This window comes from Roseobacter weihaiensis, assembly GCF_020622345.1.
Taxonomy (GTDB): Bacteria; Pseudomonadota; Alphaproteobacteria; order Rhodobacterales; family Rhodobacteraceae; genus Roseobacter; species Roseobacter weihaiensis.
Genome location: NZ_JACNMO010000004.1, coordinates 14,930 through 35,538, shown reverse-complemented (window position 1 = coordinate 35,538; position 20,609 = coordinate 14,930). Strand labels below are relative to the sequence as shown.

The 20,609-nt window shown below is 59.4% G+C and carries 15 protein-coding genes; 7 read left to right on the top strand and 8 right to left on the bottom strand.

Annotation, left to right across the window (positions count from 1 at the left end; translation table 11 throughout):
• Positions 1–2: 2 nt before the first annotated feature.
• From urtC to urtA, 3 genes are all read right to left on the bottom strand, one after another.
• The gene (gene urtC / locus H7847_RS05910) at positions 3–1,133 is read right to left on the bottom strand and encodes an urea ABC transporter permease subunit UrtC (RefSeq protein ID WP_227268466.1); all 1,131 of its coding nucleotides are present in this window, start codon (positions 1,131–1,133) and stop codon (positions 3–5) included.
• A gap of 12 nt (positions 1,134–1,145) precedes the next feature.
• Entirely contained in the window at positions 1,146–2,072 is a 927-nt protein-coding gene (gene urtB / locus H7847_RS05905) for an urea ABC transporter permease subunit UrtB (protein WP_227268465.1), read from the bottom strand.
• A 93-nt stretch (positions 2,073–2,165) separates the two neighbouring features.
• The gene (gene urtA / locus H7847_RS05900; protein ID WP_227268464.1) at positions 2,166–3,437 is read right to left on the bottom strand and encodes an urea ABC transporter substrate-binding protein; all 1,272 of its coding nucleotides are present in this window, start codon (positions 3,435–3,437) and stop codon (positions 2,166–2,168) included.
• A 231-nt stretch (positions 3,438–3,668) separates the two neighbouring features.
• Between urtA and H7847_RS05895 the strand changes: the two genes are divergently transcribed.
• From H7847_RS05895 to H7847_RS05885, 3 genes are all read left to right on the top strand, one after another.
• Positions 3,669–7,019, top strand: a complete 3,351-nt coding sequence (locus H7847_RS05895) for a hybrid sensor histidine kinase/response regulator (RefSeq protein WP_227268463.1) — start codon at positions 3,669–3,671, stop codon at positions 7,017–7,019.
• Complete coding sequence (locus H7847_RS05890; RefSeq protein WP_227268462.1) at positions 7,006–7,923, top strand: response regulator transcription factor; 918 nt, start codon at positions 7,006–7,008, stop codon at positions 7,921–7,923. The genes H7847_RS05895 and H7847_RS05890 overlap by 14 nt, the downstream gene beginning before the upstream one ends.
• Positions 7,924–8,170: 247 nt before the next feature.
• On the top strand, positions 8,171–9,799 hold the full coding sequence (locus H7847_RS05885; protein WP_227268461.1) for a DUF1217 domain-containing protein: 1,629 nt from the start codon (positions 8,171–8,173) through the stop codon (positions 9,797–9,799).
• Between the two features lie 291 nt (positions 9,800–10,090).
• Here the strand turns inward: H7847_RS05885 and H7847_RS05880 are convergent, their stop codons facing one another.
• The 4 genes from H7847_RS05880 to H7847_RS05865 are packed head-to-tail and all read right to left on the bottom strand — an operon-like array spanning position 10,091 to position 13,988.
• Positions 10,091–10,759: an ABC-type transport auxiliary lipoprotein family protein gene (locus tag H7847_RS05880; RefSeq protein ID WP_227268460.1), complete on the bottom strand. Its 669-nt coding sequence runs from the start codon at positions 10,757–10,759 to the stop codon at positions 10,091–10,093.
• A complete protein-coding gene (locus H7847_RS05875; RefSeq protein WP_227268459.1) occupies positions 10,756–12,042 on the bottom strand; it encodes an MlaD family protein in 1,287 nt (428 codons plus the stop codon). Before H7847_RS05875 ends, H7847_RS05880 begins: the two co-directional genes overlap by 4 nt.
• Before the next feature lie 15 nt (positions 12,043–12,057).
• Positions 12,058–12,867: an ABC transporter ATP-binding protein gene (locus H7847_RS05870; protein WP_227268458.1), complete on the bottom strand. Its 810-nt coding sequence runs from the start codon at positions 12,865–12,867 to the stop codon at positions 12,058–12,060.
• A complete protein-coding gene (locus H7847_RS05865; protein ID WP_227268457.1) occupies positions 12,864–13,988 on the bottom strand; it encodes an MlaE family ABC transporter permease in 1,125 nt (374 codons plus the stop codon). The genes H7847_RS05870 and H7847_RS05865 overlap by 4 nt, the downstream gene beginning before the upstream one ends.
• Before the next feature lie 691 nt (positions 13,989–14,679).
• On the opposite strand from H7847_RS05865, the gene H7847_RS05860 reads away from it, so the two are divergent.
• The 4 genes from H7847_RS05860 to H7847_RS05845 all read left to right on the top strand — a co-directional run bounded on the left by H7847_RS05860 (position 14,680) and on the right by H7847_RS05845 (position 19,806).
• On the top strand, positions 14,680–16,275 hold the full coding sequence (locus H7847_RS05860; protein WP_227268456.1) for an ABC transporter substrate-binding protein: 1,596 nt from the start codon (positions 14,680–14,682) through the stop codon (positions 16,273–16,275).
• Positions 16,276–16,351: 76 nt separating this feature from the next.
• A complete protein-coding gene (locus tag H7847_RS05855; protein ID WP_227268455.1) occupies positions 16,352–17,338 on the top strand; it encodes an ABC transporter permease in 987 nt (328 codons plus the stop codon).
• 3 nt (positions 17,339–17,341) lie between these two features.
• Positions 17,342–18,172 carry an ABC transporter permease gene (locus H7847_RS05850; protein ID WP_227268454.1) on the top strand — a complete coding sequence of 277 codons (831 nt, stop codon included), beginning with the start codon at positions 17,342–17,344 and terminating at the stop codon, positions 18,170–18,172.
• Positions 18,169–19,806 (top strand): ABC transporter ATP-binding protein, encoded by a 1,638-nt coding sequence (locus tag H7847_RS05845; protein WP_227268453.1) that lies wholly within the window; start codon positions 18,169–18,171, stop codon positions 19,804–19,806. The genes H7847_RS05850 and H7847_RS05845 overlap by 4 nt, the downstream gene beginning before the upstream one ends.
• A gap of 5 nt (positions 19,807–19,811) precedes the next feature.
• Here the strand turns inward: H7847_RS05845 and H7847_RS05840 are convergent, their stop codons facing one another.
• Positions 19,812–20,453, bottom strand: a complete 642-nt coding sequence (locus tag H7847_RS05840; RefSeq protein ID WP_319799752.1) for an alpha/beta fold hydrolase — start codon at positions 20,451–20,453, stop codon at positions 19,812–19,814.
• Positions 20,454–20,609 lie beyond the last annotated feature (156 nt).

Below are 20,609 nucleotides of genomic sequence, written 5' to 3'. Positions count from 1 at the left end.
TCCTACTCTGCGGGTTTGGGTTTTGGGACCGCGGCGGGGGTCTGGCGCTTGGCAAAGAGGGCTGCCAGACGCGGGGCGATATGTTCGGCGTAGATGCCTGCCAGACCGTTGGGAAAGGCCATGACAACGGCGATGAACAGCCCGCCCAGCCCCAGCAACCAAAGCTCGGGGAAGCTTTCGGACAAGGACGTCTTGGCCCAGTTCACCAGCAGCGCGCCATAGACCGCGCCGATGATCGACAGGCGCCCGCCCACCGCACAAAAGATCACCATCTCGATGGAGGGCACGATGCCCACCAGCGTGGGTGACATGAAACCGACCTGCAGGGTGAACATCGCCCCGCCGATCCCGGCAAAGCCCGCGCCAAGACAAAAGATGAAGATCTTGAAGCTGGCCACATCGTAGCCGGAAAACCGCACCCGGTCTTCCTGATCCCGCATCGCAATCAGCAGCCGCCCGAGCTTGGATTTCCGCACGAACTGCGCAATCAGCAGGCAGGCAAAGAGCAGCACGCCATTCACGTAATAGAGGGTTTCCTTGGCCGCGTCGGTGCGGATGTCCCAGCCCTGCAGCGTGCGCAGGTCGGTGATGCCGTTCACACCCCCGGTGTAGCCTTGCTGGCCGATGATGAGGATCGTCAGGATCGCCGCGAAGGCTTGTGTGATAATGGCAAAATAGACGCCCCCGACGCGCCGACGAAACATCGCCACGCCGATGATAAAGGCAAACATGACCGGCACCATGACCACCGCAATCAGCGAAAACAGCAGGCTGTTGAAGGGTTCCCACCACCACGGCAGCGCGGTGATCTGGTTCCAGTCCATGAAATCGGGGATGCCGGGCGTCGATTGGATGGCGGTGTTCTCGGGGGTCGAGGCCTCAAGCTTGAGGAACATCGCCATGCAATAGCCCCCCAGTCCAAAGAACACCCCCTGCCCCAGGCTCAGGATGCCCCCCGCGCCCCAGCACAGCACCAACCCCACCGCGACAAAGGCATAGGTCAGGTACTTGCCAAAGAGGTTGAGGCGAAAGCTGTCCAACGCGAGCGGCAACACGATGAAGATAACGGCGGCAAGGATGGCGAACCCAATGATGTCCTGCCGGGAGAACAGACGGTGAGACGAAGCACTCATGTGAGACGTTCCTTACTTGCGCAGCTTGAGAGAGAAGAGCCCCTGCGGGCGGATCATCAGGATGCCGACGACCACAAGCAGCGTCAGAACCTTGGCCATGGACCCCGACAGGAAGAACTCCATGATTGACTGGGCCTGACTGATGGAGAAGGCGCTGGCGATGGTGCCGAGCAGGCTGCCGGTGCCGCCAAAGACAACGACAAGGAAGGTGTCGACGATATAGAGCTGACCTGCCGTGGGCCCGGTGGACCCGATCATCGTGAAAGCCGACCCGGCCACGCCCGCCACGCCGCAGCCGATGGCAAAGGTCAGCCGGTCGGTCCAGGCGGTGTTGATGCCCACCGCATCCGCCATCACACGGTTCTGGCTGATGGCGCGCACCTGCAATCCCCAAGCCGACCGGAACATCAGATAGTAGACGCCCAGCGCAATACCCGTGGCCAGCACCATCACGAATATGCCGTTGATCGGAATTTCGATCAGGTCGGTCAGCGGCAAGGAGCCCATCATCCAGTCGGGGATACTGACACCAACCTCGCGGGCGCCAAAGACGCTGCGGTAAACCTGCTGGAGAATGAGGCTCAGCCCCCAGGTGGCCAGAAGCGTGTCGAGCGGTCGCTTGTAAAGATGCCGGATCATCGCCCATTCAACAAAGAGCCCCAAAAGGCCCGAAGCGATGAAAGCAAGGATCATCGCGACGAAGAAATAGATACCAAAGAGCCCCGGCACATAGACCGCAAAGGCAGTCGATGTCAGATAGGTGACATAGGCCCCGAGGATCATGAACTCCCCATGGGCCATGTTGATGACGCCCATCTGGCCAAAGATGATCGCCAGCCCCAGCGCCATCAGCACAAAGACCGAAAACAGGATCAGCCCGGCAAAGCCCTGCATGGCGAAAATCGCGCCAAGCTCGGTCATGGAATAGTCGGAAAACATCGGCAGCCTCTACGCGTGATGGGCGGAAAACAGGGGTGGGACACAAAAGCGGGGAAAGGGCGCCCCTAGGATAAGCGCCCCCCCCAGAGGAACTTACTGGTAGCCTTCGGGGAAGGGATCCGGCTCCACCAGATCTGCCGTCTCGAACACCACCTCGTACTGGCCATCCGCCTGCGCGCGACCCACACGGGTCTTGGACCAGAGGTGATGGTTTTCGTGGATCTTCACATAGCCCTCGGGCGCGGTTGTCATCTCGATGCCGGGGCTTGCCGCGCGCACCTTGTCCACATCGAACGAGCCTGCTTTCTCGACCGCAGCCTTCCACAGCCATGGGCCCAGATAGGCAGCCTGCGTTACGTCACCGATCACCATGTCCTCCCCCCACATTTCCTTGAAAGCCTTGACGAAAGCCAGGTTGTTCTCGTTTTCGAGGCTCTGGAAATACTTCATGCAGGCGTAAGACCCTTCGATGTTCTCGCCGCCGATGCCGCGGATCTCGTCCTCGGTCACGGAGATGGTGAGCACCATCGGGCTTTCCTCTGCGGGGTCGATGCCCGCCGCCTTGAGTTGCTTGTAGAAGGCCACGTTCGACCCGCCCACGACGATGGCGTAGATCACATCCGGCTTGCGCAAACGGATCTTGTTGATGACTGAGTTGAACTGCGTATGGCCGAGCGGATAGTATTCCTCGCCCACAACGCTGGTGCCTTCCATGAAGTTCTCGATGTGCTTGCGCGCGATCTTGTTCGAGGTGCGCGGCCAGATGTAGTCGGACCCCAGCAGGTAGAAGGTCTTGGCCCCCTTTTCACGCGTCACCCAATCGAGGCCCGCGATGATCTGCTGCGTGGCTTCCTGCCCGGTGTAGATCACGTTGGGGGATTGCTCCAACCCTTCGTAGAACGTGGGGTAGTAGAGGAACCCGTTGTGCTGCTCAAAGACCGGCAGCACCGCTTTGCGGCTCGCGGAGGTCCAGCAGCCCATGACGGAGGCGACCTTGTCATTGACCAGCAGTTTGCGGGCTTTCTCCGCAAAGGTTGGCCAGTCGGAGGCGCCGTCCTCCTGAATGTATTCGATCTTGCGGCCCAGAATACCGCCCTGCGCGTTGATCTGTGAAATCGCGAGCTTCTCGGCCTGAACTGACCCGGTTTCCGAGATCGCCATGGTCCCGGTGACAGAGTGCAGAATGCCAATGGTGACCGCGTCGTCGGTCACCGCGAGCCCGGTGGTGTTGACCTCAGCGGTTGGAAACTCCTGGGCACGCAGCCCTTTGGGTGCAAAGAGTGAAGCCGTCAAAGCAGCGCCGCCAGCCATAAAGGCGCGTCTGCTTGGTCCGGCCAAGGCGTTCGGGATTTTCTTGTCAGTCATGATAGCTCCTGTTGGGGAATGGATTAATCAATGGGCAGAATCTTCGTGCCTTGATTGAACTATCCAGCAAGCCCGCGCAGAGCCGTATACGTCGATTGACGTATGCCTCTGCGCATAACTACTCTGTACGCTGGGGATCAGAATGAGTGGAAAACAGGGTGGGTGAGCCCTCTCGCCGATCAAACGGCGGGCATTTTCCTTTTGGAGAAAAGACGTCGATCGGGGATTTCCATGGCCACGCTGTACCGCGCAACGAAAGAGAAACGGCGCTATAACCGCTGGGTGGCCAATGAGACCATGGAAGACTTTGCGCTGCGGTTCACCGCCCATCGTGCCCGGCGCTGGTCTTGTGCACGGGTTGCCAATACCGCCATCGGATCGATCTCCTTTCTGGCGCTCGAAGCCATCGGTGGAGCGATCACGCTGACCTACGGCTTTGACATCGCCATTACCGCGATCATGCTGGTGGGGGCCTTTTTGTTTCTGACCGCCTTTCCAATCAGTTATTATGCCGCGCGCTACAGCGTCGATATCGATCTGCTGACGCGCGGGGCCGGGTTCGGCTACATCGGCTCGACGATCACCTCGCTGATCTACGCAACTTTTACCTTCATCTTCTTTGCCCTCGAAGCGGCCATTCTGGCGCTCGCCATGGAGTACTTCTTTGGGGTGCCGCTGGTCTTGGGCTACCTGGTCAGCGCGGTCGTGGTGATCCCGCTGGTCATCAACGGCTTCTCAAAGATCTCAGCCTTCCAGGCCTGGACCCAGCCGCTCTGGGTGTTGTTGCACATCACGCCTTTCGTGATCCTCGCCTTTGTCGGGTATGACATCGAAGGGTGGTCCAGTTTCGAAGGAAACGTGCAGCATGATGGCAGCAACGCAGGCAAGCTCATCATGCTGGGGGCCGCCTCGGGCGTGATTTTTTCGCTGATCGCGCAGGTTGGCGAGCAGGTGGATTATCTGCGCTTTCTGCCCACACCAAAAAACGCCAGTGAAAAGCGCCGGTGGTGGGCCGCACTGATCGCGGCCGGCCCCGGCTGGTCGGTTTTGGGTATGATAAAAATGCTCGCAGGCTCCTATCTTGCCATGCTGGCCATCGCCAGCGGCGTGCCCACAGCCCATGCCAGCGATCCGACAAGGATGTATGAGACCGCCTTCAGCATGACCATCAACTCACCCCTTGCCGTGCTGGTCCTGACCAGCACCTTCGTTATTTTGAGCCAGCTGAAGATTAACGTCACCAATGCCTATGCAGGCTCCATTGCCTGGTCCAACTTCTTTTCCCGGCTCACCCATGCCCATCCGGGCCGGGTGGTCTGGCTGGTCTTCAATGTCGGGATCGCAGTCATGCTGATGGAGCTTGGCGTCTTCGGCGCGCTGGAAGCGACCTTGGCGCTCTATTCCCATGTGGCGCTTGCGTGGATCGGGGCACTGGTGGCTGATCTGGTGGTCAACAAGCCACTGGGCTTCAGCCCCCGGGGGATCGAGTTCCGCCGCGCGCATCTTTATGACTTCAACCCCGTCGGCATTGGCGCGATGGCCTCGGCCTGCCTGCTGTCGCTGTCGGCCTATGGCGGCCTCTTTGGGGAGCTGCCCAAGGCGCTCTCCTCATTCATCGCGTTGGGCAGTTCCTTCTTTCTGGCCCCGATCATCGCCTGGGGCACGGCTGGGCGCTACTACATCGCAAGGCCGGTGCCGGCTCTTGAGACAAGCGACAATACCTGCATCGTCTGCGCCTACAGCTTTGACACCGAAGACATGACGCACTGCCCGTTTCACGAGGGCCCGATCTGTTCGCTGTGCTGCACGCTGGACAGTACCTGCCGGGATATGTGCAAACCCCATGCGCGCGTGGAAAATGTGACCAGAGCCACGCTGGCACGTGCCCTGCCCGAACCGATGGTCAAGGCGCTCATGTCGCGGATGTCACGGTTCATCATCGCCACATCGCTTTTGGGGGCCGCGTTCGGCGGTCTCCTGCTCTTTGTACGCGGGCTGCGGTCTGCCGAGAACTTCGACGCGGTCCTCTGGGTCATCTTCTCGATGATCCTGATCGTCATCGGCATCGTTGTCTGGATGTACCTGCTGATTTCCGAAAGCCAGCATCAGGCCCGCGGTGAGGCCAAAAAACAAAACGAACGGCTGCTTTTTGAAGTGCGCGCCCACGAACGCACGGATCAGGAACTGCAACAGGCCAAGGAAAAGGCCGAGGCCGCGAACCTCGCCAAGACCCGCTACATGACCGGCCTAAGCCACGAGTTGCGCACGCCCCTGAACTCCATCTACGGCTTTGCGCAGATTCTGGAAAAAGACGACGATATTCCCGCGCGTCGGCGAAATTCAATCACCACGATCCGGCGCAGCAGTGAACATCTGGCGGGGTTGATCGAAGGGCTGCTCGATATCTCCCGCATCGAGGCAGGGCACCTTCAGGTCAGTCGGGATCGGATCAATCTGAGGCTCTTTCTGCACCAGGTCAGCTCCATTTTTGAGGAAGCCGCGCGCGAGAAAAACCTCGTCTTTTCAATGGAGACGAGCGAGCACCTCCCACTCTGGGTGACCTTCGACGAAAAGCGATTGCGGCAGATTTTCATCAATCTCCTGTCCAATGCGATCCGCTACACGGATGAAGGATCGGTGGATCTGCGGATCAAGTACCGCAACGAGGTTGCCGTCATTGAAATCAGGGACACAGGCGTTGGTATTGCCAAGGCAGACCGCGATAGAATCTGGGAACCTTTCGAGCGCGGCCAGAGGGTGCAGGCCGCCGGCTCCGGCCTGGGACTGACAATCACCAAGCTGCTGGTCGAGATCCTCGGCGGCGACATAGAGCTGGAAAGCACCGTGGGTCAGGGCAGCCTGTTCCGGGTACGCTTCATGCTGCCCGCGCTGCCCGTGGGGAGCGAACAGACCCCGCCGCTGTCGTCTGGCGAGACGGGGACGCGGGCGATCTCCGGTGTGGTTGGGGCGCGCAGGATACTGCTGGTTGTGGATGATGACCTCAATCATCTGGCGCTTGTCGACAGTTTCCTGTCACCTCTGGGGTTCGCCGTGCTCACGGCCACAAATGCAGAGCAGGCGCTGTCCATGCTCGACGACATCACCCCGGATCTTTTCATCCTCGACATCGATTTGCCCGGGCAGGACGGCTGGGAGCTGGCCGAAGGCTTGCGCCGGGGCGCGCATCGCTCCACCCCGATCATCATGATCTCAGGTCACGCGATGGACGGCAAACGCCCCTCCCCTGAACTGGCGCTCTGTGACGCCTTCATTGCAAAGCCCTACAACCTCGATGACCTGCTGGTACGGATTTCGGAAATCCTGCGGATCGAGCTGGTCTTCAAGGACGCAGGTCCCTTAAAGGTCAAACCGCATGTGCAGCTTTCAGAGGCGGAACGGCTGGAGCTGATCGAACTGGCCCGCAACGGCATGGCGCGGATTTTGACGGACCGGATCTCGGAACTGGCCGAACAGGGCAGCCTGCGCGGTCCCATGCTGGTCAGGCTCAGCAAGATGGCGTCGGTTTTTGATTTGCCCGGCATCGCAGATGTTCTGGAGGAGGCAGGCAATGTCACACCCTGATCGCGAAGACCGCAACATCGCGCTGGTCGTGGACGACAGCCCGGAATCGCTCAGCATGATAACAACGGCGCTGGAAGAGAACGGCATCAGCGTCGTGGTGGCCAACAACGGTCATGCCGCGCTGAAGCTCGCGGAACGTATTTTGCCGGATGTGATCCTGATGGATGCGGTCATGCCGCAGCTTGACGGTTTTCAGACCTGCAGCCTGCTTAAATCGGACGAGCGGCTTGCCTATGCCCCTGTGATCTTCATGACCGGGCTGACGGACTCTGAACATATCATCAAGGGCCTGCAGGTTGGCGGTGTGGATTACGTCACCAAGCCTGCCGTCATTGACGAATTGCTGGCCCGCATCACCACCCACATCCTGAACGCGCGCGCTGTGCAAAGCGCGCGGCAAGCGCTGGATACATCGGGCCGGTCCGTGATTGCCGTGGACCGTGACGGTCTGGTCCTCTGGGGCAGCCCCCGAGCGCTCAGAATGCTCGGGTCGGTCTCGACCCGGCACAACATCAACATTCTGTCCGGCAAAGCGTTTGCGGATTGGCTTGCCACATGCACCCGACTGCCGGCGTCTCAGACCAATGCTTTCATGGTCGAGGATCTGGCCCTGGCCTATATCGGGATGTCCCCGTCAGAAGAAATTCTTTTGAAAGTTTGCCGGGGCAACCCGCAATCGCCTTACACGCATCTTGCCAGCACATTCGGTCTGACCCCCAGAGAAGCGGAAGTTCTCTATTGGCTTTCGATGGGCAAGACAAACCGCGACATCGCCCAGATCCTGACGCTCAGCAGCCGAACGATCAACAAGCACCTCGAACAGATCTTTCAGAAGATGGGGGTGGACAATCGAACGTCTGCAGCCGTGTCGGCAGACCGGGCCATCAACCAGCTTGAGGATTAGGTCAGGCTTCAAACCTCTGCAGTGGATCTCACAAGTCCGGCGCTGTCCCTTCGGGTGGCCTATGTCCGCGATCTTACGCTTCGTTTACCATGTCTTGCGGCGATGGCCCCACGCGCGGATTTGCTAGGACTTCCTTTACCAAATCCCTGTACCACGGGAAATAGCGGAGGCCGACCGCCATGCCCGATTGATGAACCTATCGAAGGGGTGTGCCACAAGCCTTTGCGCAGTGGTTTGGAGGTGAATTGTGACTTTTGTCCCGACAGTTTTCGGCTCCGGCGTCGCCGGATATTCTTTTGTGACGCGCACCCGTGAGACGCAGCAAAACCTCTTTGAACAAAACCCCCTGGTTGCCCGTGAGACGACACAGTTCTCAGAACGGATAAAAGACATTCAATCGTCAGAAGAACTGATGGCGGACAGGACCCTCCTGAAAGTGGCCCTGGGGGCCTTTGGCCTTGATGAAGACCTGAACAACCGCGCTTTCATTCAAAGAATTCTCGACTCCGACCTGGAGGATTCCACATCCCTGGCCAACCGTTTGGCGGACAAACGCTACCTTGCCTTTGCGCAGGCCTTTAACTTCGCCGGCGAGGGAGGGGCCCAGCTGCCCGAAGCCCGCACAGCCGACGAATTGTCGACCCAACTTGCCGCCCTGCAGTCAGCAGATGATCTGTTGGCGGATCGCTCGCTGCTTCGGGCATCCTTGGAAAAGTTCGGTCTGGAAGACAATATTTCCAACACCTACTTCTTAAAACAGGTGCTTGAATCTGACCTGTCGGATGAGAACTCCTTCGCCAACCGGATGCCCGGTGAGGGGCTGGTCGAATTTGCAGAAACGTTCAATTTCTTCAAGAAAGAGCAGGATAAAAGCAGGCTTGACGCCATCGCAGACAGTTTTTCCGACCGGTTCGACGACATCAAAACGCCCGCTGATCTGTTGGAAGAACCTGAACTACTGGACCAGGCGATGCAGATTTTCGGCCTCGACAACGTCTACCCTGACAGTTTTCTGACCGACGTTCTGCAATCGGATTTGAACGACGAGGCCTCTTTTGCAAACACTCTGGAAGACGAACGGTTTATGCTTTTGGCCGGTGCCTTCAACTTTAATACCCCGCAGTTGGATGAAAACGGTGATCCCGCCCTCGATGAGGCCGGGGAAATCGTGCTCCAGCAGGGTAAATTGCAGACCTTGCTCGCCGCAGCCGCTGAGGTTCGGGGCCCACTCGACACACCCGAGGACGTGATGGGTGCAGACGACCTGCGGGACGCTACCTTGGATCTGTTTGGATTTTCGCAAACCGTGGCTGCACGAGGCCTGATGGAGCGTGTGCTCAATTCAGATCCGCAAAGTTCGACATCTTTGGTCAACTCGCTTTCAGACTCGCGCCAGCGCGATCTTTTTGACCTGTTCACCTTCAAGGAAACCGACACGAAACGGACTTACCCCGCAGGATTTGTGGAGCAGGTCACGCAAAACTATCTTGACCGGCAATTCGAGATTCAGGTCGGGGAGAGTGATCCGACCATGCGCATCGCACTGTCACTGGAGCGGGAGTTGAACCAAGTCATAAATGCAGGCACCAATAATGATGCCAGTTGGTTTTCCATCATGGCCTCTCCACCCTTAAGACAGGTGTTCGAGGGGGCTTTCGGGTTACCATCGAGTTTTGGCAGCATCGACATCGATCAGCAATTGAGCGTCATGAAGGATCGGTCAGAAAGCTTTTTCGGGACAAGCGAGGTCACAGATTATGCCGACCCTGACAGGCTGGATGAACTACGGCAACGGTACCTGCTGACCAGCACAACGCAGGCCCTTGGCACCCCCTCCAGCGCCAATATCGCGTCGATCATCCTGTCAAACTTCTAAACCCGTTGCGCCGCGCAAAAAACGGATGCCGGTGATGTACGTCATGGCGAAAGCATCAAAGACCAACCCAGTGTCCGTTCTGCCTGTTTCAGCTTGCCGAAGGTCTGGGGACGGGGCTTTCACCGATATCTGCATGGTCCGCCGCATCTCAAGTCATGCGAGGGTGCCTGTTTCAGCCGCGTGCAACCCCTGATCCAGGCGGGAGCAAAAAGGATCAAGGATCGGAAGCCCTTGTTTGACGATTTCATATTTGGGGGTTCTCCGACAGGCGGAAACTTTCGCTCGATGCGATCAGTCCTCCAACGCGGCAGGCCTTTCGAGCGCGTCCGCATGCATCTCGCGTATGCTCCATTCCACCGCATCGCGCATCACGCTCCCAAGGGCTTGGTCAAACGCCAACGCGATATCTCCCGCGTCGTCACTCTGAGTGTCGACGATTTCTTCAAATGAGCGTGACGCAATGATGCGATCCACATCGGCATTCACCAGCTTAAAGTTCAGTCTGACCTGCACTTGAAGACGGTCGTTTTCCGCCACTGCCGGAGGAACGCGGGCCTGAAATTCGCGCAAATCGGTAACAATCAGGTAATCTGCCCGCAAGCTGACCGCAGATCGGCCCACAGCGTCAACTTTGCCGCTGTTCTCATAGCTCTCGATCAAGAGCGCCTGAATAATGACGGGGGCAAGGTCGACCCAACGCGCGCCGCTCAGATACTCTACCTGAAGAGGAGAGGGCTGCACAGCGATACGGTCATTGCTGACCGCTGCCGTCGCGGTCGGTTCCTGAACGACAATTTGTTGCCTTAGCCGGGGAAGCGCGGGATCAAACGTGCTTTTTGGGGTGAGAGTATAAAGATCCGTTGGCGCGGTGACCGATGTCAATGTGCTGAGCCCCGCGCAGCCACTGACGGACCCGAGGACAACCAGCAAGGGCATCAGCCGGAACAGGAAACCGGTCATCTCCGAAACTCCGAGCCTTGCGTGCCAAGAAGAAACCGCGCCGGGTCTCTTTGGGCCCGTTCAACAAATCGATCAAGATCGCTGACCAGAATCCGGGCTTCTTCCGTAAGGCGCAGAAATTCCGGCAGCCCTACCCTGATGAAATTTGAAAGCTGTCGGCGGTTTTGGACCAGAACCGCTTCCAAGGTACCCGCGAAATTGGAGGCCGATTGCGACGCTTTCAACACCTCCGCTGAGATCAGCGCGATGTCTCCCGACGCGCTTTCAACGGTGGTTCGGAAGCTGTTCACCGCGCGGCTTGCATCGCTCAGGATCGTGTCAATGTCCTCATTCAACACACGATTGGCCGAGGCAAAGGTCTCTTCCGCTTCGGTCAGGGTGTTGCGGGCGGCTTGCAGCGTGTCCACCAGCGTCGGATCAAGCGCCGTCAAGGTGGTGTCGATCGCGGCCGCGGTTGCCCTGCCCTGTCGCACAAACTCTGCCAGATCGCCTTCGATCAGGGTGTTTGCCGACGCAAAAGTGTCATCCATCGTCGACAGCGTCCGGTTCGCCGTCTCAATCACGCCATCGGTGCGTTCAATCGCACCTTGTGCGGTCTCCAGCGTCTGCGTCGCCGTCGTCAGCGTTGTCTCGGCGGACTGCGACAGATCACCCAGCTGATCTGTGAAATTCGAGACTTCACGCGCGGCAAGACTAAGATCGTCCGAAAGTGTTTCGAAATCCGCCAATGTCCGGTCCAGCCGGCCCGAGGCCGAGGAGAGATTGGTCAGAATGGCACTCACCGCGTCCCGGTTCTCTTCGTTGACGACGGAATTGATGTCTTCAAGCAGCAGAACGGCCTTCTGCAAAAGCTCTGGCGCGCCCTGCAAAACAGACTGAAAAGCGCTGATCTCTGATCGGATCAACCCACCCTGCGGCAGATTGTCGGCATCAGGGCTCCCGCCGGACAGCCCCACAAAGCTCACACCCGTCACGCCCAGAGATTGCAACGTTGCGATTGTGTCCGTTTTCACGGGCGTCGCGGCATCGACCTCGAGGCGCACTCTTACCTTTGAGGGGTCCTGCGGATCGAGGGCCAGATCGACGATCTGTCCGACAGGAAGGCCATTGTAGCGCACATCACCGGCTTCGTTCAGGCCGGACACATTATTGAAAAGCACGTCGTAATAGGCATATTGCCGGTCAACCTCGACCTTGGCCAGCCAGAGCAAAAACCCAAAGCCCGCCAGAATTCCAATCAGCGTGAAGGTGCCTATCAGAACATAGTTGGCCTTGGTCTCCATTGCGGGTCTTTCCTCTCAATCGGTCGCTTTAGCGGCGCGGGCGCGCGGGCCGGTAAAGTATTCCTGCACCCAAGGATGATCGACCTCGACCATGTTTTCCACCGGCCCTTCCACCAATACGCGCTTTTCCGCAAGCACGGCAACACGGTTGCAGATCGCGTAAAGGCTGTCGAGGTCATGGGTCACCATAAACACCGTCAAGCCAAGCGAGTTTTGCAATTCGCCGATAAGATCGTCGTAGGCTGCCGCGCCAATCGGATCGAGCCCCGCGGTGGGTTCATCCAGAAACACAATCTGCGGATCAAGGGCGAGCGCGCGCGCGAGCGCTGCCCGCTTACGCATGCCCCCCGACAGCTCGGACGGAAACTTGCCACAGCTTAGCGGCGGCAACCCGACAAGGCTGATCTTCAACTCTCCCAGGCCTTTCATCAAGCCGTGAGACAGCCTGAGATGTTCTCTCATCGGGGCCATGACATTCTGCAAGACCGTCAGCGAGGAAAAGAGTGCACCGTCCTGAAAGGCCACGCCCCATTGCTTTTCAACCCTTCGCCGGTCCGCCTCCGGGCCATTCACAACGTCTGTTCCAAGAACGCGAATGTTCCCTGCGGCGGGACGGATCAGACCGACGATGCTGCGCAGCAGCACCGACTTGCCGGTGCCCGACCCTCCCACAATGCCCAAAACCTCTCCCCTCCAGACATCGAGGTCGAGGTTCTCATGCACCACTTGCGGGCCGAACGCGGTGCGCAGACCCCGCACCTGGATGACCGCCTCGCGGGTTTGCGCCGTATCGGCGGGATGTGACTGATCGGGGGTGTCTTTCACAAGCCGACCTCCGCAAAGAAAACCGAAAAGCAGGCGTCCAAGACGATCACCAGAAAAATGGACTGAACAACGGATTGCGTTGTGCGCTGCCCGACACTTTCCGAAGACCCGCCCACCTGCAGCGCCTGCCAGCACCCCACAATGCTGATGACGAAGGCAAAAAACGGGGCTTTGATCATCCCCACGCCCAGATGCCAGACGTCGGTGTTGTCGACAAACCGTGTCATGAACATGCCGGGGCTGATCCCCAGCTCTATCCAGCTCATCAATGCGCCGCCCACCAGAGCGCAGATGTTAGCGATCAGACCGAGGATCGGCAACATGACAATCAGCGCCAGGACCCGTGGCAGCACCAGCACCTCAACCGGATCAAGGCCAAGCGTGCGCATCGCGTCAATCTCTTCGCGCACTTTCATGGATCCAATGGACGCTGTGAACGCCGACCCGGATCGCCCGGCCACGATTATGGCAGTCAGCAAAATCCCCAGCTCTCGCAGGACCGAGACAGCGATCAGATCGACGACAAAAACCTCGGCCCCGAACTGCCGCAGCTGTGCGGCCCCCTGAAAAGCCAATACGATGCCGATCAGAAAGCCCATCAAGGCGATAATCGGCACCGCATTCAGCCCCACCTCCTGCATCTGGCTGACCAGTGAGATGCCCCGCAGACGCCACGGCTTGACCGCTGTACGCGAGAGACGGTGCAAGACCAGGCCGGTAAAATTCAGGAACGACAAAACCGCTTTGAAAAGCGCGACCGTCTTGCCGCCAAGCTCTTCTATCCACGCGAGAAACCCGCCCGGCGGCGCATCGATGCCCACCTCCGTCGGGAGCGCGTCGGCCACCGTGTTGATGAGGGCGAGGCGTTCAGCGGAACAGCCGACGAGTTCCAGCACCACACCTTCGGCCTGCAACCGGGCCTTAAGGTTGGCAATCATCCAGGCCCCACCCGTATCGAGTGTCTGCACCTCGGTCAAATCAACCTGAACTTTTTTGGCATCCGTCGCAAAAAGAGCGAAGCGATCTTCAATTGCGGCAAGCGCCTCCGTCACAAAATGACCGCCCAGCCGCAAAACCGGATCGCTCTTGCCGTGTTCGATTGTGACGGTTGCCGTTGCCATGATGACACCAGTTGACCCTCAGATGAGAAGAACCGCAACTTGATATTCGAACGGTGAACCGGCTGCGCAATACGGGCTTCGCCTTTTCCCTTGGCAGATGCTGGCCCATTCGTCCCGCGCCGTTTGGGCCTGGCTTTGGAAAACGCGCTCCCGCTTTGCGCGAGGTCGGTGCGTTTGGGCGGCCTCACTGGTTCCCTCGAATGGAGTGCAACCCTCGTTGCCCGGCCTAAACCGCACCGCAGCGGGCAGACCATCAGCAAAGGCCTGAACATTCTCTCAACTCATTGCGCCGCATGCAAAAATGGCCCCTTTGCCCCCCAATCCAAGGTGTAGCACAGGGGCGACCGGCATAAGACTTGCCGGAGCAGCGGTCTCCGCCCTGGAGGCCCGGAAATGCCCCAGGCCCTTGCTTGCCTGATTTTTCGCGACGCAAACCCCTTGCGATGTAATGTGCAACCCGGGTCATCCGCCTCTCTCAAGCCAGAATTTTCATGTACAGACTTGAGAAAATTGACTAAAAAAGTAGCAATCTTCGGGTCTGTGATCCAATAATGGTCAAACGTTAAGCTTTCAATTGACCCTGGCCCCCTGAAAAAGACCAATGGGGTTTGGCAATTATAAAAACCAGATGGCGGCAACGCCACATCGGCGCCCCGGTTTCGGGGATGAACGGCAACAAGGAGAATGACGAATGAATTTCAAGACCCTGCTCATGGGGGCAACCTGCGCCGTCGGGCTTGCTCTCTCACCCCTTTCAGCACTGGCTCAGAACGCGGGCGGAAACCTGGTTTATCTGGTTCAGCCGGAACCCCCTTCGCTGGCGTCCTTCCTGTCGACGTCGGGACCGATCGGGCTGGTTGCGCCAAAGATCTACGATGGGTTGTTCGAATACGATAACGATCTGCAGATCGTACCGTCGCTGGCGGAGAGCTATGAGGTCAGCGATGATGGCAAGACCATCACCTTCACGCTGCGCGAAGGGGTCCAGTGGCATGATGGCGCGCCGTTTACGTCGGCGGACGTACAATTCACAGTGATGGAGGTGCTCAAACAGGTACACCCGCGCGGCCCGAACTCTTTCCGCGAAGTTACCTCGATTGATACGCCCGATGACTATACGGCTGTTTTCAATCTGGCGAATCCAGCCCCTTACATGTTGCGCGCGCTGTCCTCTTATGAAAGCCCGATGGTGCCCAAGCACCTGCTGGAAGGCACGGATCTGCGCGCCTCTGACCTGGCGACCAATCCGGTCGGCACGGGACCTTTCACCTTTGTGGAATGGAGAAAGGGCCAATACGTCCGCCTTGATCGAAATGAAAACTACTGGAAGCCGGGCGAACCACTGCTTGAACGTGTCGTTGGTCGGTTTATCCCGGACGCATCGACCCGCACGGCCGCCCTGGAAAATGGCGAGGTGATGTATGGTGCCTACGGGGCGATCCCGAACATCGACGCGGTACGCCTGCGCGAGCAGGACGGCTTTTCAGTCACCACCGACGGCTATTCGATGATTAACCCGATGGCGCTGATCGAGTTCAACACCACCAAGCCGCCGTTTGACAATCCGGCCATGCGCCGGGCCGTGTCACTGGTCATGGACCGGCAGTTCCTGATCGACAATATCTGGTTTGGTTATGGCAAACCCGCCACCTCCGCGCTGTCGTCAAGCTTTGACAAGGTTGGTCTCTATAAGGCGGGGCTGCCGAATTATCCGGCCAACGGCGATCTCGAAGCCGCCATCAAGCAGCTGGATGACGCCGGCATCCTGCCTGACGCCAATGGTGTGCGTGCCAATGTCACCCTTGACCTGATCCCCTACGGCGAAGACTGGCGCCGGGCGGGCGAATACATGAAGCAGGCGATGAAGCCTCTCGGCATCGAGGTTGAACTGCGCTACGAGGACGTTCCCACCTGGCTGAACCGCATTTATGCGGAGTATGACTTTGAAATGAACGTGAACTTCTTTTACCAGCTGCCCGATCCGGTACTGGGGGTTCACCGCCACTACGGCACGGACCAAATCCGTCAGGGCACGCATTTCGTGAACGCGTCGCGGTATTCCAACCCGGAGCTTGACGCGCTGCTGGCGGCTGGCGCGCAAGAACCCGATCCCATCAAACGCGGCGAAATCTACGGCGAGATTCAGACGATCCTCGCAAACGACATGCCCGTGGCGAACCTCTTTGAGATGGAGTTCCTGACCGTCTACAACGACAAGCTGGTGAACCACGCGACATCCGCACTGGGGGCTTACGGGTCGTTCTCGGAGGCCTCGATCACCGAGTAGCCCTGCCAACCGAATACGCAGATAAAAAAAGTGCCGGTCAGTCTCTGGCCGGTACCGGTACTAAAAGGGTCAATCCATGGAGAGTTCACAGCGCCGCACAAGATATGTGCTGAAGCGTCTCTTTCAGGCCATTCCGATTGTCTTTGCCATCGTGGTTCTGAATTTCTTTTTGCTGCAGCTGGCCGAAGGTGACGCAGTCGACGTGCTTGCCGGTGAGGCCGGGGCCGCCACCCCCGAATACATGGCGGAACTGCGGGAAAAATTCGGCCTCGACAAGCCCTTGGTGGTGCAACTGGGCGTGTACCTCAAAAACGTGGTGATGCTCGATCTGGGCTATTCCTTCCGCCATGATATGCCGGTCAGCGAACTGATCTTTGACCGCTTTTTCCCGACCCTTTTGCTGATGACCTCAACCATCCTGCTGGCGGTTGGGTTCGGGATCGTGCTGGGGCTTGTGGCGGCATCCGGGCTGAACACCTGGCGTGACACCGTAATCTCGATCTTTGCGCTCATCACCTATGCAACCCCGCTCTTTTGGGTCGGGCTGATGCTGATCGTGGTGTTTTCGCTTAATCTTGGCTGGTTTCCCACCTCCGGCATGGAGAATTTTGCAATGTTCTACGAAGGCTGGGACAGGGTGCTTGATATCGCCCACCACCTGGTTTTGCCAACCATTACACTGTCGCTCTTCTATCTTGCGCTCTACACGCGCTTGATGCGCGCCTCGATGCTGGAACAGGCCGGACAGGACTATGTGACCACCGCCCGCGCCAAAGGTGTGACGGAGCGGCGCATCGTCTTTGTGCACGTGTTGCGCAATGCGCTGCTGCCGGTCGTGACCATGGCCGGGGTGCAGGTCGGCGCGCTCATTGGCGGGTCGGTGATCGTGGAATCGGTCTTTGCCTGGCCCGGTCTTGGGATGCTCGCTTTCGAGGCGCTCTTTGCGCGGGATCTCAACCTGCTGTTGGGCATTTTTCTCTTGTCCGCGATCCTGGTCGTGGCTGTCAACCTGATCGTGGACATCATCTATTCCACGCTCGACCCCCGTATCGAGATGGCCTGAGATATGCAATTCTGGAGACTCTTTTCCCGCAATCGCTCGGCTGTCATGGGGATGTTCATTCTCATTGCGATCTTCCTGATGGCCATTTCGGCACCGCTGTTTTTTCCTGCCGATCCCTTCAGCCTGGCAGGGCAGTCCATGTCGCCGCCCGGCGCGAATGGTTTCCTTCTGGGCAGCGACTCGCTGGGGCGCGATGTGGCCGCAGGCATCGCCCACGGGGCCAAGACCTCGTTGCTGATCGGGCTGCTCGCCACGCTGGTCGCTGTCTTTGTCGGCGTCATCATGGGCGCGCTGGCCGGTTACTACGGGGGTGTCATCGACAATCTGCTGATGCGCACGACCGAGATGTTTCAGACCATCCCCTCTTTTCTCTTTGCCATCCTGCTGGTGGCCATCATGAAACCCTCGATCGAGAGCATCGTGATCGCCATCGCCGTCGTCTCCTGGCCCGCCGTGGCGCGCCTCGTCCGGGGCGAGTTCCTGAGCCTGCGTAACCGCGAATTCGTACAGGCCTGTCATACGCTGGGCATGGGGGACGTTCGGATCATGCTGGGGGAAATCCTGCCCAATTGCCTGTCGCCGATCATCGTGATCGGCTCCTTGATGGTGGCCACGGCCATCCTGATCGAAAGCGGGCTGGCCTTTCTGGGTCTTGGCGATCCCAACATTATGAGCTGGGGTTTTCAGATCGGTGCCGGGCGCACCTTGCTGCGGTCCGCATGGTGGGTCTGCACCTTCCCGGGGATCGCCATCCTGCTGACGGTGCTCGCCATAAATCTGGTGGGTGAGGGCCTGAACGACGCGCTCAACCCCCGCCTGAGGGACAGATCATGACACGCCTTTTGGACATCAAGGACCTGCATGTGGGCCTGCCCGCCGGGGGGCAACGCAAATATGCGGTCGAAGCGGCGAACCTGCATCTCAACGACAATGAAATCCTCTGCGTCGTGGGCGAATCCGGCTCCGGCAAATCACTGACGGCCCGGGCCATCATGGGCTTGCTGCCAAAACCGCATGTGCATATCGCCAAGGGGTCGGTGACCTTTCAGGGCGAAGATCTGGCTGCCGCAAGCGAGGCCCGTCTGCGCGATATCCGCGGCTCGGAAATCTCGATGATCTTTCAGGAACCGATGACCGCGCTGAACCCGGTGATGACCATCGGCAACCAGATTGACGAGGTGTTTCGGTTCCATGAAAAAATGCCAGCTCAGGAACGCCGCAGCCGGGCGCTCAAGCTCTTGCAGGACGTGCAATTGCCGGACCCTGAACAGGCGCTGGGGGCCTATCCGCATCAATTGTCAGGCGGGCAACGGCAGCGGGCGATGATTGCGATGGCGCTCGCCCTGGACCCCAAGATCCTGATCGCGGACGAGCCGACAACCGCCCTTGACGTGACCACGCAGGCACAGGTCCTGCGGCTGATAAAACAGATGCAGGAATCCCATGGCACCGGCGTGGTTTTTATCACCCATGACTTTGGCGTGGTCGCGGACATCGCCGACCGCGTGGCCGTGATGCAGAACGGTCTGGTGGTGGAGACCGGGACAACCGACGAAGTTCTGCGCAGACCGACCCATCCTTATACGCAGGCCCTGATGGCGGCGGTGCCCAGCCTGATCCCGCGCCCCCCCCGGCCCCGCGCCGAAGAGCGCGTGCTGCGGGTCAATGCGCTGACAAAGACCTATCGCAGCGGCGGCGGTCTGCTTGGCGGCAAGGCGCGGGTGGTGCATGCCGCGAAACAGGTGACACTGGACCTGACCCGAGGCGAGACCCTGGGCATTGTCGGCGAATCCGGCTCCGGCAAATCCACCGTGGCACGGTGCATTGTGCGGTTGACTGATGCGGAGGCCGGGGAAATCCTGCTGGGCGACACCGACCTGCGCCCGCTGGGCCGGGCCGCCATGCGCCCGCACCGGGCCAAAATCCAGATGGTGTTTCAGGACCCTTTCGCCTCGCTCAACCCGCGGGCCAAGGTGGGACGTATCATTGCCCAGGGGCCCGAGATGTATGGCGCCAGCAGTGCCGAGGCCCGCGACAAGGCGCTGGAGCTGCTCAAGATCGTCGGGCTCGATGACCGCGCGTATGATCGCTTCCCGCATGAGTTCTCGGGCGGCCAGCGGCAACGCATCGGGATCGCACGGGCTCTGGCACTGGAGCCGCAGATTCTGGTGGCCGATGAACCGGTATCCGCGCTCGATGTCTCCATTCAGGCACAAATCCTCACGTTGCTGGACGAAATACGCGACCGGATGAACCTGTCGATGATCTTTATCACCCACGATCTGCGCGTGGCCGCACAGGTCTGCGACAGGATTGCCGTGATGCAGCGCGGCGAGGTGGTCGAGATCGGCCCGACGGCCGAGCTTTTCGCCAATCCGCAGCACAGCTACACCACGGAGCTGCTGGCCGCCGTGCCGGGCAAAGGCTGGTTCGCATCAGAGACGAAACCGCTGACCGAAGCGTCCTGAGCGGATCACTCCGGTTCCGTCAAAAAGCGGGCGATGATTTGGTTGAACATCTCCGGCTGCTCCAGATGCATCGCATGGGCACAACCGGGCAACACACACAGGCTGCTGTTTCTGATCCCCTGCCAAAGCGCCTGAGGCTGCGGCCAGCGGTAGGATCGGTCGCGGTCCCCCCAGAGAACCAGCGTCTTTTGGGTGATTTCCGACAGGGTCGCGCGCCCATCCCATGCCTCCATCGCGGTGAGCCCGGCCAGCGCGGTCTCTTCGCGCACAGCTTGCCCAAGCTGTGCACATAAAGGATAGCCTGCGGCCGCCTCGCCCGCGACAAACCACGTGGCGGCAATGCGCCGGGCTGCTGCCGGCACCCCTTCGACCCGGATGCGGCTGCGCGATTGGTCGATGGTTTCAAAACGGTCCGGCATCACCCCTCTGGGGCCGGTGCCATAGCAAATCAACCGGTCGATGCGCGCCGGCGCCAAGGCCGCCATCTGCTGCACGATCATGCCGCCCATCGAGTGCCCCAGCAGGTGAAACCTCTCCACCCCCTGTTCGGTCAGAGAGGCGAGGACTTGCCCGGCAAATCCTTCGATGCTGTCCTGTCCCAGCTCTGCCGCGCGGCCGCCATAGCCAGCGAGTTCAGGGGCAAGCACATCGAACCCGGTGCTGAGCGCCTAATTTGGGCCTGCCATTGTGCAGCACCGCCCAAATAGCCATGCACCAGCACGAGCGGCGCGCCCGCCCCTTGCCGAAGGGTGGAAAGACCGCTGCTACCCGTCATCGGCACGGCGCGCTGGCGTAAGGGTACC